This is a genomic window from Streptomyces sp. NPDC085866, from assembly GCF_044541035.1.
Taxonomy (GTDB): Bacteria; Actinomycetota; Actinomycetes; order Streptomycetales; family Streptomycetaceae; genus Streptomyces.
On sequence record NZ_JBITSQ010000012.1, the window covers coordinates 205,371 to 220,124 of the forward strand.

The window sequence follows — 14,754 nt, forward strand, 5'->3', positions numbered from 1 at the left end:
TACGTCTGCTCTTCGTGCGTCAGCTCTTCGTGCGGAACTTGTGGATCGCGACCGGGGCCATCACCGCGGTGAGGCCGGCCGACCAGACCAGGGTCACCCACAGGCCGTGTGCGACCGGTCCGCCGACCATCAGGCCGCGTGCGGCGTCCGCCAGGGCGGACAGCGGGTTGTAGTCGGTGAAGTTCTGCAGCCAGCCCGGCATCGAGGCGGTCGGCGCGAAGATCGACGAGCCGAACTGCAGCGGCATCAGCACCAGGAAGCCCATGGCCTGCACGGACTGCGCGCTCTTCATCACCACGCCGAGGGTGAGGAACACCCACATCAGGGCAGAGCCGAACAGCGCGGACAGGCCCACCGAGGCGAGCAGCCCCGGCCAGTTGGTGATGTGGAAGCCCACGAGCACGCCGACGATCATGAGCACGACGGTCGCGAAGAGCATCCGCATCAGCTCCACCGCGATCTTGGCGAACAGCACGGAGCCGCGTCCGATCGGCAGGGACCGGAAGCGGTCCATGACGCCGGAGTTGAAGTCCTGGTTGAAGCCGGTGCCCACGCCCTGGGCCATGTTCATGCCCATCATGGCCATCAGGCCGGGCACGACGTACTGCACGTACCGGTCCTGACCGCCGCCCAGGGACTGCCCGATGGAGCCGCCGAAGACGTACACGAACAGCAGGGTGAAGATGACCGGGAACAGGATGGCGTCGAACATCGACTCCGGGTCCTGCCGGATCCACAGCAGGTTGCGGCGGATGAGCGCGCCGGTGTGGCGCAGGTGGGCGCGCAGCGGGATGGGCGTGTCGCCCTTCGACGCAGCGGCGGTCGGGGTCAGAGTGGCGGCGCTCATACGGCGACCTCCTCGCGGGTGTCGGCGGGCGCGGCGTCCTGCGGGGCACCGGCACGGTGGCCGGTGAGGGACAGGAACACCTCGTCCAGGCTGGGCAGTTCGGTGGTGATGGAGGAGATCGTGATGCCGCGCGCGGTGACCGCGCCGACCACGGCGGTCAGCTGCTCGTCGCTGAGGATCGGCACCAGCAGCGTCCCGGACTCGGGGTCCACGGTGGTGGCCGCGAGCCCGGTGATGCCCAGCTCGTCCAGCATGGCGGCGAGGGGCCGCAGCTGCAGCGGGTCCAACGGCCGCACGCGCAGCGTGCGCCCGCCGACCCTGGCCTTCAGCTCCTCGATGCCGCCGTTCGCGATGACCTTCCCGCGGTCCACGACGGTCAGCTCGGAGGCGAGCTGCTCGGCCTCCTCCATGTACTGGGTGGTGAGCAGCACGGTGACCCCCTCACCGACCATCGCCTTGACCTCGTCCCACACCTCGTTGCGGGTGCGCGGGTCGAGCCCGGTGGTCGGTTCGTCCAGGTACAGGACGGCCGGCCGGCCGATCATCGATGCGGCCAGGTCCAGCCTCCGCCGCATACCGCCGGAGTACGTGCTCGCCGGGCGCCTGGCGGCCTCCGTCAGCGAGAACCGCTCCAGCAGCTCGTCGGCGCGGGCGCGGGCGTCCTTGCGGGAGAGGTCGAGCAGCCGCCCGATCATGTAGAGGTTCTCCCAGCCGGGCAGCTTCTCGTCGACCGAGGCGTACTGCCCGGTCAGCCCGATCACCCGGCGCAGCTGCCGGGGCTGCCGTACGACGTCGTAGCCGGCCACGGTGGCCTGCCCGGCGTCCGGCGTGATCAGGGTGGAGAGGATCCGTACGAGGGTGGTCTTCCCGGCGCCGTTCGGCCCGAGCACCCCCATCACGGTGCCCTCCCGCACATCCAGGTCGACCCCGTCCAGCGCCTTGGTCTCGCCGTAGTGCTTGACCAGTCCCCGAACGGCCACGGCGGCACGCCCGCCGGCGGGGTTGTCATCGATTCGCGTCATGCCCATGAAGGTGTCAGGCCCCACCGACAAACCACCTACAGCTGACCGACAGCCACCGACAAGGTGCCGACAAGCCGTCGCACTGATTTCAGCCGACCGAGTCGGGTGGTGGGTGGGCATAGGCGGGGTCTGGGGCGGAGCCCCAGGGACATCAGCCCCCACAAGGGGACAGCCCGTCGACGGGGGAAGATCGACGGGCTGTCCGAGGGTGGTGCCGCAATGGCTAATGGACGGAGTGCTCCTCCAGCGGGAACGTCCCCCCGACGACGTCCTCGGCGAACTCCTTCACCGCGTTGCCCATGACCTCACGCAGGTTCGCGTACTTCTTGACGAACTTCGGGACGCGACCGGACGTCAGCCCCAGCATGTCGGTCCACACCAGCACCTGTGCGTCCGTCTCCGGCCCGGCGCCGATGCCCACGGTCGGGATGTGCAGCACCCGCGTCACCTCGGCCGCCAGCTCCGCCGGAACCAGCTCCAGCACCACCGCGAACGCGCCCGCGTCCTGCACGGCCTTCGCGTCGCGCAGCAGCTGCGCCGCCGCCTCCTCGCCCCGGCCCTGCACGCGGTAGCCCATCGCGTTGACGGACTGCGGGGTCAGCCCGATGTGCGCCATCACCGGGATGCCGGACTCGACGAGGAGCCGGATCTGCTCGTGCGAGCGCTCGCCGCCCTCCAGCTTGACCGCTCCGACGCCCGCCTCCTTCACCAGCCGGGTCGCCGAGCGCAGCGCCTGCACCGGACCCTCCTGGTACGAGCCGAAGGGCAGGTCGCCCACGATCAGGGAGCGCTGGGTGCCGCGTACGACGGCCGCCGACAGCATGGTCATCTCGTCGAGGGTGACGGGCACGGTGGTCTCGTACCCGAGGTGGCAGTTGCCCGCCGAGTCGCCGACCAGGATCACCGGGATCCCGGACTCGTCGAAGACGGACGCGGTCATCGCGTCGTAGGCGGTGAGCATGGGCCACTTCTCGCCGCGTTCCTTGGCGAGGGCGATGTCGCGGACGGTGATGCGGCGGGTGCCCTTCCCCCCGTACAGCGCCTTGCTGCCGTCGGAAGGCTTGTTCTGGGCAGCCGAAAGCTGCGTCATGGCAACGGCTCCTTCAGTCATCTCGAGGCGCCCTGACGGCGTCCCCGGATCGCTTCCATGGTGGCACCTCGTGCCAGTGAGGGCCAGAGGAGCCCCCTGTGATCCCTTCGGCGAGTCACGGCTGCGGCCCCGCTGTGTAAGGCATCGGTAAAGGAATAAGATACGAGACGGTTCCGTATTGAAATGGCCGTAGGCTCGAACGCATGACAAGTTCCGTCCCTGCCTCCCGGATACCGGAAGCGGTGCACCGGCGCCGATGGGCGATCCTCGGCGTGCTCATGCTGAGCCTGCTCATCGTGGTGCTCGACAACTCGATCCTGAACGTCGCGATCAAGACCATCTCCACCCCGGCGCCCACCGGCCTCGGCGCCACCCAGAGCGAGATCGAGTGGGCGATCAACGCCTACACCCTGGTCTTCGCCGGCCTGCTGTTCACCGCCGGCCTCGTCGGCGACCGCCTCGGCCGCAAGAAGGTCCTGCTCGGCGGCCTCGTCGTGTTCGGCATCGGCTCGGCCCTGGCCGCCGAGTCCGGCTCCCCGGGCCAGCTGATCGCCTACCGTGCCCTGATGGCCCTCGGTGCCGCCTTCGTGATGCCCGCCACCCTCGCCGTGCTCATGAACGTCTTCGAGCGCGAGGAGCAGCCCAAGGCCATCGGTATCTGGGCCGGCGGTGTCGGCCTCGCCATCGCCATCGGCCCGATCACCGGCGGCGCCCTCCTCGGCCACTTCTGGTGGGGCTCGGTCTTCCTGATCAACGTGCCGATCGTGATCATCGCGCTCGCCCTGATGGTGTGGCTCGTGCCCGACTCGCGCGACCCCCGGCCGGGCCGGCTCGACCCCGTCGGCGTGGTCCTGTCCGTCGTCGGTCTGGTCCTGCTGGTCTACGGCATCATCAAGGGCGGCGAGCTGGCCGACTTCACCGACGCCAAGGTGCTGGCGACCATCGTCTCCGGTCTCGCCGTCCTCACCGGCTTCGTGATCTTCGAGAAGCGCAGCGACCACCCGTCGCTGGACGTCACCTACTTCAAGAACAAGGTGTTCTCGTCCGCCATGGCCGCCATCGCGCTCGTCTTCTTCGCGCTGATGGGCGTGACGTTCTTCTCGGTCTTCTACACCCAGAGCGTGCGCGGCTACTCGCCGCTGCAGTCCGGTCTGCTGCTGCTCCCGCTGGCCGCCGCCCAGCTGATCTTCGCGCCGCGGGCCCGGCTGCTGGTCGACCGGTTCGGCAACAAGGCCACGACCACCGCGGGCCTGGTGCTGATCGCGGCGACGCTGGCCGCGTTCTCCTCCTTCGAGGCCGACACGCCGATCTGGGTGCTGGAGGTCGTCTTCTTCCTCATGGGCACCGGCATGGCGCACATCATGACGCCGACCTCCGTCGTCATCATGCAGGCCCTGCCCCGCGAGAAGGCCGGTTCCGCCTCCGCGCTCAGCAACACCTTCCGGCAGGTCGGCGGCGCCCTCGGTATCGCCGTGCTCGGCTCGGTGCTCTCCACCTCGTACCGCAACGGCATCGAGGGCAAGCTCGGCCTGCTGCCGCCCGGCCTCAGGGACACGGCCGGCGAGTCCATCGAGGCCACGCTCGGCGTCGCCGAGAAGCTCGGCGCGCCGGGCAGGGCCCTCGTCACCCCCGCCAACGACGCCTTCCTGCACGCCATGCACGTCACCGCCCTGTGCGGTACGGGCGTGGCGCTCGTCGGCGCCCTGGTGACGGCCCTCTTCCTGCCCGGCAAGCCGCCGGTCGGTCAGGAGGGCGAGAAGGAACAGGAGTTGGTCGTAGCCGCGGACTGACCGAAACCGACTGGTCCACGGGGGAAGGAGGCTGTTGCGGGAGAATTCCCGCAGCACAGTGAAAGGACGGACGAGTGAGCCTTGCCGACAGCAAGCCCCGGCCGGACGGGCCCGTGCGGGGCCGACCGCGCAGTGAGGCCGTGGAACGCGCCATCCTGGAGGGTGTCGTGAAGCTCCTGGAGGACGGCGTACCCCTTGCCGAACTCTCCATCGAGCGCGTCGCGCGCACGGCCGGGGTCGGCAAGGCCACCATCTACCGCCGCTGGAGCGGAAAGGAGGAGCTGTTCGTCGACGTCGTGCGCGCCGCCGAACCCCCCGACCCCGTGCTCCCCGGCACCTCCCTGCGCGACGACCTGGTCGTGCTGCTGGAGTCCCTGCGCCAACGCGGCCTCGCCAGCCGCTCGTCGGCGATCCTGCACAACGTGTACGCCCAGATGAAGAGCAGCCCCAAGATCTGGGCGGCGTACCACGCCAACGTCATAGCGCCCCGGCGCGCCCTCTCCCTCGAAGTGCTGCGCCGCGCACGGCAGAGCGGCGAACTGCGGGCGGACGTCGACCTGGAGCTGGCCAACGACATGTTCATGGGCCCCATGCTCGTGCGCTCCGTCATGCGCCCGGACGACGATCTGCCCGAAGGACTCGCGGAACAGATCGTCGACACCGTCCTGGAAGGCCTACGACCCGTCAGCTCGACAGGCTCGTAGCACGTATGTGCACGTTTCGTCACAGACCACGCCGCTCCCGGGGGTAACCGGAACCCCGGGCGCCGACTCGTTCGTCCTCGTCTTCCGTACGGCCGTCATGGGACGGCGGGATCAGGGTCGATCATCCCCTAGGGTCGGATGAACGCAGGGGAACGACGGTGTGCACGGCAGGCAGTGAGGCAGACGGTATGGCGCAGCAGGCGTACATGACGGAGACGGACAACGGCGGCTCGGGGCCCGAGCGACCGGGATCCCGGCTTCGGCGCCTGATGCACCGCCTGTTCGGCGGCTGGCGCGGTGATCCACGCATCTGGCGCCGGGGCATCGTCCTCGCCGTTTTCGCGCTGCTGCTCGCCCTGGTGTTGCTGCTGCACTCGCACATCCCGAACCGGGTGGGCAACCTGGGCAGCCTCACGGAGACCTTCCTGCCCTGGCTGGGCCTGGCCATCCCGGTCCTGCTGGTCCTCGGCGTGCTCCGGAAGTCGGCGACCGCCCTGCTCACGATCCTCCTCCCGGCGATCGTGTGGCTGAACCTCTTCGGCGGACTGCTCACCGACAGGACGGCCGCCGGCGGCGACCTGATGGTCGCCACCCACAACGTGAACGCCGACAACCCCGACCCGGCCGCGACCGCCCAGGACGTCGCCGCGTCCGGGGCCGACCTGCTGGCGCTGGAGGAACTGCCCGCGTCCGCCGTCCCGGTGTACGAGAAGGCGCTCGCGTCCACGTACAAGTACCACTCGGTCGTCGGCACGGTCGGCCTGTGGAGCAAGTACCCGATGACCGACGTCGAGGACGTCGACATCAAGCTCGGCTGGAAGCGCGCGATGCGCGCGACCGTGACGACCCCCAAGGGCCCGATCGCCGTCTACGTCGCGCATCTCCCCTCGGTGCGGGTGAAGGTGGAGGCCGGTTTCACCGCCCGGCAGCGGGACAAGAGCGCCGACGCGCTCGGCGAGGCCATCGCCCACGAGACGCTGCAGCGGGTCGTGCTGCTCGGCGACCTGAACGGCACGATGAACGACCGCTCGCTCAACGCCGTCACCTCCCAGCTGCGCTCCACCCAGGGCGCGGCGGGCAGCGGCTTCGGGTTCAGCTGGCCGGCGTCGTTCCCGATGGCGCGCATCGACCAGATCATGGTCAAGGGTGTCGAGCCGGAGAGCTCCTGGACGCTGCCGCGCACGAACAGTGACCACTTCCCGGTGGCTGCTCGTGTGAAGGTGGACACGTCCTCGTAACCGGCTGGAATACTGGGCCCGAGAGACTTTGTTCCGCAGTTGAACATAAACTGGTGACGGAACTCCGCTCTCTTACTTCGAAAGGCACAGGCCCTTCATGCCCCTGGCCCTGCTCGCACTGGCCGTCGGCGCTTTCGGTATCGGTACCACCGAGTTCGTGATGATGGGCCTGCTGCCCGACGTCGCGGACGACCTGCACATCTCGATCCCCACCGCCGGCCATCTGGTCTCGGCGTACGCGCTGGGCGTCGTCATCGGCGCCCCGCTGCTGGCCGCGCTCACCGCCCGCATGTCCCGCCGCACGGTGCTCATCGGTCTGATGGCCCTGTTCGTCGCCGGCAACGCGCTCTCGGCGTTCGCTCCCGGCTACGACTCCCTGCTCGCCGCCCGCTTCCTCAGCGGCCTGCCGCACGGCGCCTTCTTCGGCGTGGGCGCGGTCGTCGCCACGAACATGGTCGCGCCGGAGCGCAAGGCCCGCTCCGTGTCGCTGATGTTCCTCGGCCTGACCGTCGCCAACATCGCGGGCGTTCCTGTCGCCACGCTGATGGGACAGCACCTGGGATGGCGGGCGACCTTCCTCGGCGTGAGCGCGATCGGCCTCGCGGCGATAGCTTCGCTGGCCCTCCTGATCCCGCACGACCGCGTCGCCGCCCCCGCCACGGGCCTGCGCGGCGAACTGGCCGCCCTGCGGTCCCTGCCGGTCTGGCTGGCCCTCGGTACGACGGTGGCGGGCTTCGGCGCGCTCTTCGCGGCGTACAGCTACGTCACCCCGATGCTGACGGACTCCGCCGGGTTCGCCGAGGGCAGCGTGACGGTGCTGCTGGCGCTGTTCGGCGTGGGCGCGACGGCGGGCAACCTGCTGGGGGGCCGCCTCGCCGACCAGTCGATGCGGGGCACGCTGTTCGGCGGGCTGGCCTCGCTGGTGGCCGTACTGCTTCTGTTCCCCCTGCTGATGCGGGCGGAGTGGAGCGCGGCCCTCGCCGTGGCGCTGCTCGGCATGGCGGCGTTCGTCACCGGATCCCCGCTCCAGCTGATGGTCATGGAGAAGGCCGCCGCGGCTCCCTCCCTCGCCTCCTCCGCCAACCAGGCGGCGTTCAACCTGGCGAATGCCGGCGGCGCCTGGATCGGGGGGCTGGCGCTGGCGGCGGGGTTCGGGGTCACGTCGCCTGCGGTTGCCGGGGCGGCGCTGGCTGTCCTCGGACTGGGTGTGGCGAGTGCGGCCCACCTGGTGGACCGGCGTCGGGAGGTTGCTTCGGCGGGCCGGGTCGTCGCTGCTCACGTACCCGAGCAGTCGGGCGCGCTGCAGCACTGAGTCTGCCCGCCCACCCGTCCCGGTCGGTCAAGAACCTCCCAGGAAACCCCCGACCGTCGCCGTGAACCGGTCCCCGTCGTCCAGCCAGGGGAAGTGCGCGGTCGCGGGCTGGACCACCAGCCGGCCCTGTGGGAAGAGCGCGGCCACCTCGGCCATCGCGTGGGGCGGGCCCGCCACGTCGGCCTCCCCGGCGAGGACCAGCACCGGCGAGCGGAAGCGTGCCAGGGCCGTACGCGTGGTGTCCGGGGTGAAGGCGCCGGGGGCCGCGTAGACGGCCGCTGCCTCGGCGTTGCGCTGCTCGTCCTGCACGGCCTGGTGGGCGCGTGCCGTGTCGTCCCAGCGGCCGTACCAGAAGGGGGCGACGGCCTGCCAGGAAGCGTCCGTCGCCTGCCCGGCGACGACCGCTTCCAGGGCTGCGAACGATTCCGGAAACCAGGGTTCGTCGCTGCGCAGCCGCGCGGCCCGGAGTCGGTCCTCTCCGTCGATCGTGACGCCGACGGCCAGGACGCTGGGCGTGACCAGCACGAGCCTGCCGACCCGTTCCGCGTGGCGGCTCACGTACGACACGGCCAGATTGGCGCCGGCACAGTGCGCGAGCAGGTCGATCCGGTCGAGGCCGAGATGGCGGCGCAGGGCCTCCACGTCGCCGACGAGCCGGTCGCAGCGGTAGGTGGCGGAGTCCTCGGGCCGTGCCGACCGCCCGGTACCGCGCAGGTCCAGCCGGATCAGCCGGCGGTGGGCGGTGAGACCGCCGAGGTCGCCGAGACAGGCGGAGTCCTGCATCGGCCCGCCGGGCAGGCAGATGAGAGCGGGGCCGTCGCCGGTCGCGTGGTAGGCGAGCTTCGTGCCGTCGTACGAGGTGAAGAAGTCCATGCCGGGCAGCCTGGGGCCGACGATCGGCTTCCAACTATCTTTTAGCTCCGGCTACATGATGGGGACGATGGGACGGCACGGATGGCGGCATGGCGGTAGAGATCCGGTTCACCGCGGCCTCGGTCGCGAAGGTGCGGTTCGCCCTCTCGCCGCTGGGCGAGACGGTGCTGGCGCTGCGGATCCTGCTCGGTACGGGTGGCCACGCGGTGCACGAGCCATGGGTGCGCGGGGCCCGGCCGCTGCTGGCGGGCGAGCGCGAGCTGCCGCTGCTGCGGGCGCTGATCGCCGGGCCGCTGCCGTCGTTCCTGTTCCCGGTGCCGCAGGAGCGGCTGCCGTCGATGGCGGCGGAGCTGGAGGTGCTGCGGGCCACGGAGGCTGCCTTCTTCCGGCGCGAGTACGCGGCGGTCCTGGGCGTCCCGCAGGAGGAGGCACCCGAGCCGGAGGCCGTACTGCCGCTGCTCGCCGCAGCGTTGCACCGCTGCTACGAACTGGTCGTTGCACCCCACTGGGCCCGGATGCGGGCCGTTCTGGAGGCGGACATCGGCAGGCGCGCGCTCACCCTGGTGGACGGCGGGGTCCAGGCGCTCTTCGCCGAGCTGCACCGGGACATCGCATGGGACGGCGGCCAGTTGGTGGTGCACGGCCGGCGCACCCCGCACTCGGTCTGGACGGTGGACACGGGCGGGCACGGCCTGGTCCTGCTGCCCAGTGTCTTCAACTGGCCGCACGTGGGCGTCGACAAGTCACCGCTCACCGCCGCGTCGATCCGCTACCCGGCCGTGGGCGTCGGCCTGCTCTGGGAACCGCCCCCACCGACCCTGGCGGGCCTCGTCCCGGTCCTGGGCCGCACCAGGACGGCCCTGCTCACGGCCCTGGCCGAACCCCTGACGACAGCGACCCTGGCCGAGCGCCTGGGCATCACCCCGAGCGCGGTGTCACAGCACCTGGGGGCCCTGCGGGGAGCGGGGCTGGTGACGACGCAGCGGAGGGGGCGTACGGCGCTGCATCTGCGTACGGGACGGGCTACGCGCTTGTTGACGCCGCACGACTAGGCGTAACACGCCCAGGTTCCAGCCGCCGGCTAGTCGTTCTCGACCAGGTACTTGACGAAGTCCACGACGAATTCGCCGTATTGGAGAGCCGATCCGATGGCCTCCAACCTCGTGTACTGGTCGGGGGACAGCGAGACATCCGTGGCGCAGCTGATCGCTCTCAGCAGCACCCGGAAGGCCAGGTCCGGAGTGCACCGGCGCGCGCAGTCGACGAGCGCCGCCCGCACGTCAGGAGCCAGGAACCGGGTTGCCTCGATCTCGGCCACGACCGCGTCGAGGCAGGCCATGCCGTCCTCGGTGTCCGCACCGGTGAGCGGGCGTACGTCCGTTGCCGTGGACAGCCGGGCGTCGCACAGGTCGACGACGGCCCGGGTCCACTGCGCTCCGCTCTCTCGTCAGAGACGTACCAGATGATCGGCACGTCGCCTGCCGCTCGGGCCTGGTCCTTCGCCTGTTTGACAGGTTCGGTCGACATGATCAAGGCAGCGGTAGAGGATTACCGAAATGGCAAGCAACCGGATCGACTTGAGTGAAGCTCTCTGGTTTCAAGAGCAGCTACAGCAACGAAGCCGGCGGCAACTGCGTCGAAGTCGCCCCCAACATCCCCAACCTCGTCCCCGTCCGCGACTCCAAGGCCCCCCACGGCCCCGCCCTCGTCCTCACCACCACCGCCTGGGCCCCCTTCGTCGCCTCGCTCAAGAGGTGAACCAGGGGCCCAGTGGGCCCGTACCCTCAGGCCTCCGGGATGTCGAACCGGGCCAGGTCCCGCAGCCAGGCCCGTGCCGAACTGTCCGACGGCGCGCGCCAGTCGCCGCGCGGTGAGAGCGAACCGCCGGCCGAGACCTTCGGCCCGTTGGGCATGGCCGATCGCTTGAACTGCGCGAACCCGAAGAAGCGGCGACAGAAGACCTCCAGCCAGCGCCGGATCTCCGGCAGGTCGTACGCCACCCGCTTGGCCTCGGGGAACCCCGGCGGCCAGGCGCCGTCCTCCGCATCGTGCCAGGCGTGCCACGCCAGGAAGGCGATCTTCGACGGCCTGAACCCGTACCGCAGCACATGGAACAGCGTGAAGTCGTGCAGCGCGTACGGGCCGATCTTCGACTCCGTCGACTGCATCTCCTCGCCCGGCACCAGCTCCGGGCTGATCTCCGTGTCGAGGATCGCGGCGAGGATCTTGCCGGTCTCCTCGTCGAACTGTCCGCTGCTGATGACCCAGCGGATCAGATGCTGGATCAGTGTCTTCGGCACACCCGAGTTGACGTTGTAGTGGCTCATCTGGTCGCCCACGCCGTACGTGGACCAGCCGAGCGCCAGCTCCGACAGGTCACCGGTCCCGAGCACGATGCCGCCGCGCTGGTTGGCGAGCCGGAACAGATAGTCGGTGCGCAGTCCGGCCTGCACGTTCTCGAAGGTGACGTCGTACACGGGCTCACCGGAGGCGAACGGGTGCTCCATCTCCTTCAGCATCAGTCGCGCGGTCGGCGTGATGTCCAGCTCGGCCGCGGTCACACCGAGCGCCCGCATCAGCGCGTGGGCGTTGTCCTTGGTGTGGTCGCTGGTGGCGAAGCCGGGCAGGGTCCAGGCCAGGATGTCGCTGCGCGGGCGGCCCGCGCGGTCCATCGCCCGGGCGGCGACGATCAGCGCGTGCGTGGAGTCCAGGCCGCCGGACACCCCGATGACCACCTTCGGGCCGCCGATCGACGCGAGTCGCTGCTGGAGGCCCTCGACCTGGATGTTGTACGCCTCGTAGCAGTCCAGAGCGAGACGGTCGGCGTCGGCCGGCACGAACGGGAAGCGCTCCAGACGGCGGCGCAACCCCAGGTCGGTGTGCGGAGGATCGAGCTCGAACCCGACCGTCCGGAAGTCGTCGGTCCGGGCGCGGTGCGTACGCCGGTTGTCGTCGAACGTGCCCGTCCGCTGCCGCTCCTGCCGCAGCAGGTCGAGGTCCACGTCGGCCACCGCGTACTCGTCGCCGAGCGGGAACCGCTCGGTCTCGGCGAGCAGCGCGCCGTTCTCGTAGATCATGGTCTGGCCGTCCCAGGACAGGTCGGTGGTCGACTCGCCCAGTCCGGCCGCCGCGTAGACGTACGCGGCGATGCAGCGGGAGGACGCCGAGCGGCACAGCAGCTTGCGGTCCTCGGCCCGCCCGACCGTGATGGGGCTGCCCGAGAGGTTGACGAGGAGGGTCGCACCGGCGAGGGCCGCCTCCGCGCTGGGCGGCACCGGTACCCACATGTCCTCGCAGATCTCCGCGTGCAGCACGAGACCGGGAACGTCGTCCGCCGCGAACAGCAGGTCCACGCCGAACGGTACGGCCTCGCCGCCGACGCGGATCGACCCGCCGCGCTCGTCGGCGCCGTCGCCGATCTGCCGGCGCTCGTAGAACTCCCGGTAGTTCGGCGGGTACGACTTGGGCACGACACCGAGGACACGGCCGCGGTGCACGATCACCGCGCAGTTGTAGATCCGGTTGCGGTGGCGCAGCGGGGCACCGACGACCAGTACCGGCAGCAGCTCGGCCGACCCGGCGACCACCTGCTGCAACGCCTCCTCCACCTGATCGAGCAGCGCGTCCTGCAGCAGCAGGTCCTCGATGGAGTAGCCGCACAGCACCATCTCCGGGAAGACGGCGACGGCGACTCCCTCCCCGGCGCACCGGCGCGCGTGGCGCAGGACTGCTTCGGCGTTGGCGTGCGGGTCGGCGATGACGGTGTGACCCGTGCACGCGGCGACGCGTGCGAAGCCATGCTGATAGATCGACCAGAAGTTCAACGGAGGCACGCGCCCAGTGTAATCGTCAGAGCGACGCAATGGGGGGCGTGGGGTGTTGTATACCCCACGCCCCCCCTGCGGGCCTACCGCGTCAGCGGATCAGTGACGGCGGTACGACTGGACGTAGCCGCCCGCGGGCGAGCCCACGCCGGTGACGTCGTCGTAGCCCTTCACCGCGGACAGCGAGCTGTCCTTGCCGAGGCTGCGGACCGAGGTCGCGAGGCCGCCGGAGGCGTCGAGGCCGTTCACGAAGTCGATACGGGCCACCGCCAGGCCGGAGCCGGTCGGGTTGTCCGTGACGTCGTGGTACGCGCCCTTCTTGCCGTACTTGGCGTAGATCGCCGGGTTGGCGAAGCCGAGCGCCTTGCCGCCGTGCGCCTCCTGAGCCAGGGCCTGGACCGCGGCGATCACCGGGGCGGCCAGCGAGGTGCCGCCGATGCGGTACTCGCTGTACTGCTCGGTGCCGTCCGGGAAGGTCTGGGTCTGGCCGACCAGGAAGCCGGTGTTCGGGTCGGCGATGGCCGCGATGTCCGGGACGACGCGGTTGCCGTCGGCGCTGTTGGCCTTGGCGAGCTTGTCCGGGACGATGCCCTTCTGGTAGTACGGCTGCGCCACCGTCTTGCTGGTGCCGCCGCCCGCGCCCGAGGTGTACGCGCCGGGGAAGTTGGTCCAGCTCTTGCCGTCGGCCGACAGCAGAGCCTTCTCGGTGCCCCAGCCGGTCTCCCACTGGTACGTGTCGCCCTTGCCCACGGCCAGCGAGGTACCGCCGACCGCGGTCACCCACGCCGAGTTGGCCGGGGTGTCGACCTGCTTCGTGCCGGTGTTGGCGACCTCGTCGCCGTTGTCACCGGAGGAGAAGTAGAAGCCGATGCCCTGGACCGCGCCCAGCTGGAAGACCTGGTCGTAGGCGGCCGCGAGGTCCGGCGTCTGGTTGGCCTCGATGTCGCCCCAGGAGTTGGAGACGATGTCGGCCAGGTGGTTGTCGACGACCTTGCTGAGCGAGTCCAGCAGGTCGTCGTCGTAGCAGGACGCGGCGCCCACGTAGGTGACGTCGGCGGCCGGCGCGACCGCGTGCACGGCCTCGACGTCGAGGGTCTCCTCGCCGTACCAGCCGGCCGCGCCGCACTCCTTGGTCTTGGTGTAGTTCTTCGGCAGCACCTGGTGCAGCTGGCCGGTCTTCCAGCCCGCGTCACCGTTCTTCAGCGCATACTTGCCCGCGTCGAAGGCGATGGTCGGCGAGGCGTACGCGTCGGTGATCGCGATGCGCACGTTCTTGCCGGTGTAGTCGCCCGCGCCGTAGGCGGCACGCAGCTGCTTGCCGGTGTAGCCCTTGATCGCGTACGGGATCTTCTGGCCGTACGCGTCCGGCAGCGTGGTCGCGATGTTCGAGCCGAAGTACGAGGAGAACGGCCCGGAGTTCTTGAACACGGCGTCCGGGGGCGGCAGCTGGTCGTCGTGGGTCGACTTGTGCGGGGCGTTGTCCAGACCGGTGACGGTCAGGACGGCGCCCTGCAGACCGGCCGGCGCCGAGGCGGTCTTCGCCGGGGCGCGGTAGGTCTTGGACCCCTTGACGAAGTTGTGCAGCTGGGTGCCGAACGCCTTCTCGGCGGCGGCGACGTCACCGGAGACGGCCACGTAGTGCGAGGTGACCTCGGTGACCTGGAGCCCGGCGGCCTTCAGCCAGGACTTGACCGCGGCCACCTGGGCCTTGGTGGCCCCGAAGCGGGCCTGCGCCTTCTTAGCGCTCAGGTACTTGCCGTACTGCGGCGAGCTGGGGTCGGACACGGCCTTGGCGTAGGCGGCGAGTCCGGCCCGGTCCCGGCCGGCCAGGTAAACGCGGGCCTTGACCTGGGCGTTGTCGGCGGTTGCACCCTTGTCCGCCTTGGCCGTGGCCCACGCGGGCTTGGTGCCCGCCAGTGCGTCACGGGCCGGGGTGTCCGCGGCGTGCGCCGCGGATATACCGAACGCCAGCGCCCCGGCGATCATGGGCAGTGTCGCTGCCATGCTCACGCCGGCGCGCACCTTGGCGCGGTTGGATCTCATAGAACCCCCTG

General features: G+C 70.3%; 13 protein-coding genes. 6 read left to right on the forward strand and 7 right to left on the reverse strand.

Translation table 11 applies throughout. The annotated features are described in order from the left end of the window. Nucleotides 1-19 precede the first annotated feature (19 nt). The 3 genes from ACIF83_RS29945 to panB all read right to left on the reverse strand — a co-directional run bounded on the left by ACIF83_RS29945 (nt 20) and on the right by panB (nt 2,959). On the reverse strand, nt 20-847 hold the full coding sequence (locus tag ACIF83_RS29945; protein WP_393465915.1) for an ABC transporter permease: 828 nt from the start codon (nt 845-847) through the stop codon (nt 20-22). Beyond that, a complete protein-coding gene (locus ACIF83_RS29950) occupies nt 844-1,869 on the reverse strand; it encodes an ATP-binding cassette domain-containing protein (protein ID WP_393465918.1) in 1,026 nt (341 codons plus the stop codon). Before ACIF83_RS29950 ends, ACIF83_RS29945 begins: the two co-directional genes overlap by 4 nt. Before the next feature lie 223 nt (nt 1,870-2,092). Beyond that, the gene (gene panB / locus ACIF83_RS29955) at nt 2,093-2,959 is read right to left on the reverse strand and encodes a 3-methyl-2-oxobutanoate hydroxymethyltransferase (protein WP_393465921.1); all 867 of its coding nucleotides are present in this window, start codon (nt 2,957-2,959) and stop codon (nt 2,093-2,095) included. 203 nt (nt 2,960-3,162) lie between these two features. On the opposite strand from panB, the gene ACIF83_RS29960 reads away from it, so the two are divergent. From ACIF83_RS29960 to ACIF83_RS29975, 4 genes are all read left to right on the forward strand, one after another. After that, nucleotides 3,163-4,749, forward strand: a complete 1,587-nt coding sequence (locus ACIF83_RS29960) for an MFS transporter (RefSeq protein ID WP_393465923.1) — start codon at nt 3,163-3,165, stop codon at nt 4,747-4,749. Nucleotides 4,750-4,823: 74 nt separating this feature from the next. Next, a complete protein-coding gene (locus tag ACIF83_RS29965; protein ID WP_398137252.1) occupies nt 4,824-5,453 on the forward strand; it encodes a TetR/AcrR family transcriptional regulator in 630 nt (209 codons plus the stop codon). Between the two features lie 269 nt (nt 5,454-5,722). After that, nucleotides 5,723-6,691 carry an endonuclease/exonuclease/phosphatase family protein gene (locus ACIF83_RS29970; RefSeq protein ID WP_399731701.1) on the forward strand — a complete coding sequence of 323 codons (969 nt, stop codon included), beginning with the start codon at nt 5,723-5,725 and terminating at the stop codon, nt 6,689-6,691. A gap of 97 nt (nt 6,692-6,788) precedes the next feature. Beyond that, a complete protein-coding gene (locus tag ACIF83_RS29975; protein ID WP_399731511.1) occupies nt 6,789-8,003 on the forward strand; it encodes an MFS transporter in 1,215 nt (404 codons plus the stop codon). 27 nt (nt 8,004-8,030) lie between these two features. Here the strand turns inward: ACIF83_RS29975 and ACIF83_RS29980 are convergent, their stop codons facing one another. Then, on the reverse strand, nt 8,031-8,876 hold the full coding sequence (locus tag ACIF83_RS29980) for an alpha/beta fold hydrolase (RefSeq protein WP_393465931.1): 846 nt from the start codon (nt 8,874-8,876) through the stop codon (nt 8,031-8,033). Nucleotides 8,877-8,965: 89 nt separating this feature from the next. On the opposite strand from ACIF83_RS29980, the gene ACIF83_RS29985 reads away from it, so the two are divergent. Further along, nucleotides 8,966-9,928 carry a DUF5937 family protein gene (locus tag ACIF83_RS29985; RefSeq protein WP_399731515.1) on the forward strand — a complete coding sequence of 321 codons (963 nt, stop codon included), beginning with the start codon at nt 8,966-8,968 and terminating at the stop codon, nt 9,926-9,928. A 29-nt stretch (nt 9,929-9,957) separates the two neighbouring features. Here ACIF83_RS29985 and ACIF83_RS29990 read toward each other — a convergent pair whose 3' ends face one another. Further along, a complete protein-coding gene (locus ACIF83_RS29990) occupies nt 9,958-10,215 on the reverse strand; it encodes a hypothetical protein (protein ID WP_399731518.1) in 258 nt (85 codons plus the stop codon). Nucleotides 10,216-10,457: 242 nt separating this feature from the next. Here ACIF83_RS29990 and ACIF83_RS29995 point away from each other — a divergent pair, with 242 nt between their 5' ends. Continuing rightward, on the forward strand, nt 10,458-10,634 hold the full coding sequence (locus tag ACIF83_RS29995) for a DUF397 domain-containing protein (protein ID WP_399731521.1): 177 nt from the start codon (nt 10,458-10,460) through the stop codon (nt 10,632-10,634). Between the two features lie 26 nt (nt 10,635-10,660). Here the strand turns inward: ACIF83_RS29995 and ACIF83_RS30000 are convergent, their stop codons facing one another. Both ACIF83_RS30000 and ACIF83_RS30005 read right to left on the reverse strand, forming a co-directional pair. Next, nucleotides 10,661-12,709, reverse strand: a complete 2,049-nt coding sequence (locus ACIF83_RS30000) for an NAD(+) synthase (RefSeq protein WP_399731524.1) — start codon at nt 12,707-12,709, stop codon at nt 10,661-10,663. Between the two features lie 90 nt (nt 12,710-12,799). Beyond that, nucleotides 12,800-14,743 carry a protease pro-enzyme activation domain-containing protein gene (locus tag ACIF83_RS30005; protein WP_399731527.1) on the reverse strand — a complete coding sequence of 648 codons (1,944 nt, stop codon included), beginning with the start codon at nt 14,741-14,743 and terminating at the stop codon, nt 12,800-12,802. Nucleotides 14,744-14,754 lie beyond the last annotated feature (11 nt).

Bases quoted from the DNA above. Each gene is read 5' to 3' on its own strand.
- ACIF83_RS29945 (WP_393465915.1), bottom strand. From the start codon at position 847: ATGAGCGCCGCCACTCTGACCCCGACCGCCGCTGCGTCGAAGGGCGAC.
- ACIF83_RS29950 (WP_393465918.1), bottom strand. From the start codon at position 1,869: ATGACGCGAATCGATGACAACCCCGCCGGCGGGCGTGCCGCCGTGGCC.
- panB (WP_393465921.1), bottom strand. From the start codon at position 2,959: ATGACGCAGCTTTCGGCTGCCCAGAACAAGCCTTCCGACGGCAGCAAG.
- ACIF83_RS29960 (WP_393465923.1), top strand. From the start codon at position 3,163: ATGACAAGTTCCGTCCCTGCCTCCCGGATACCGGAAGCGGTGCACCGG.
- ACIF83_RS29970 (WP_399731701.1), top strand. From the start codon at position 5,723: ATGCACCGCCTGTTCGGCGGCTGGCGCGGTGATCCACGCATCTGGCGC.
- ACIF83_RS29975 (WP_399731511.1), top strand. From the start codon at position 6,789: ATGCCCCTGGCCCTGCTCGCACTGGCCGTCGGCGCTTTCGGTATCGGT.
- ACIF83_RS29980 (WP_393465931.1), bottom strand. From the start codon at position 8,876: ATGGACTTCTTCACCTCGTACGACGGCACGAAGCTCGCCTACCACGCG.
- ACIF83_RS29985 (WP_399731515.1), top strand. From the start codon at position 8,966: ATGGCGGTAGAGATCCGGTTCACCGCGGCCTCGGTCGCGAAGGTGCGG.
- ACIF83_RS29990 (WP_399731518.1), bottom strand. From the start codon at position 10,215: ATGGCCTGCCTCGACGCGGTCGTGGCCGAGATCGAGGCAACCCGGTTC.
- ACIF83_RS30005 (WP_399731527.1), bottom strand. From the start codon at position 14,743: ATGAGATCCAACCGCGCCAAGGTGCGCGCCGGCGTGAGCATGGCAGCG.